This window comes from Streptomyces capoamus (assembly GCF_014654935.1).
GTDB lineage: Bacteria > Actinomycetota > Actinomycetes > Streptomycetales > Streptomycetaceae > Streptomyces > Streptomyces capoamus.
Map to the genome: position 1 here is coordinate 43,240 of NZ_BNBF01000019.1, position 1,218 is coordinate 44,457.

Consider the following 1,218-nt stretch of genomic DNA (forward strand, 5'->3'; position numbering starts at 1 on the left):
CCCTCGCCAGACGCGGGCGAGCCGGGTGCCGGTCGGGGCCGAGGAGGTCGGGCGCCAGGCTCAGCGACACCAGGCTCGCGCACGCGTACAGAACGGCACCCGCCAGGACGACCGCCGCGTCGGAGCCGGAGGCCACGATCCGTACGCCGAAGGCCAGAGCCCCGCCGGCGGTCGCGGCTAGCGTGCCGGCGGTCGGGGAGAGCGAGTTGGCCAGCACCAGGCGCTCGGCGTCGACGACCCGGGGCAGTGCGGCCGACAGCCCGGCGAGGACGAAGCGGTTGACGGCGGTGACACACAGCGCGGAGGCGAAGAAGAGCCAGTCCGGAGCGTGGCCGAGCACCAGGACGGCGGTGGCCGCGGCCAGCAGGGCGCGCAGCAGATTGCCGTACACGAAGACCTGTCGGCGGCGCCAGCGGTCCAGCAGGACTCCGGCGAAGGGGCCGACCAGGGAGTAGGGGAGCAGCAGAACCGCCATCGCCGAGGCGACTGCGGTTGCCGAGGTCTGCTTCTCAGGGGAGAAGACGACGTACGCGGCGAGTGCGACCTGGTAGACGCCGTCGGCCCCCTGGGACAGCAGGCGGACGGACAGCAGGCGCCGGAAGTTCCTCAGGCGCAGCAGGACGCGCAGGTCACGGACGACGGGCATGGATCACACCCTCACACATGCGGAAGGTCCCCGGGTCGGGGGACCCGGGGACCTTCACAGCCCTGGCAGGAGCGTTCTCGTGCGAGCGACCGCGCCGAGCGCTTTAGCGCTCGACCTCGCCGCGGATGAACTTCTCGACGTTCTCGCGGGCCACGTCGTCGAAGTACTGGACCGGCGGGGACTTCATGAAGTACGAGGACGCGGACAGGATCGGGCCGCCGATGCCGCGGTCCTTGGCGATCTTCGCGGCACGCAGGGCGTCGATGATGACACCCGCGGAGTTCGGGGAGTCCCAGACCTCGAGCTTGTACTCCAGGTTCAGCGGGACGTCACCGAAGGCGCGGCCCTCGAGGCGCACGTAGGCCCACTTGCGGTCGTCCAGCCAGGCCACGTAGTCGGACGGGCCGATGTGGACGTTCTTCTCGCCGAGGTCCCGGTCGGGGATCTGGGAGGTGACGGCCTGCGTCTTGGAGATCTTCTTGGACTCCAGGCGCTCGCGCTCGAGCATGTTCTTGAAGTCCATGTTGCCGCCGACGTTCAGCTGCATCGTGCGGTCCAGGATGACACCGCGG

2 protein-coding genes are annotated in these 1,218 nt (G+C 70.2%); both read right to left on the reverse strand.

The annotated features are described in order from the left end of the window. A partial coding sequence (locus IE312_RS41950; protein ID WP_368860024.1) for an MFS transporter occupies positions 1 to 646 on the reverse strand: 646 nt, incomplete at its 3' end. A gap of 103 nt (positions 647 to 749) precedes the next feature. Then, the coding region (locus IE312_RS41955; protein WP_502266990.1) for an inositol-3-phosphate synthase at positions 750 to 1,218 on the reverse strand (469 nt) is incomplete at its 5' end.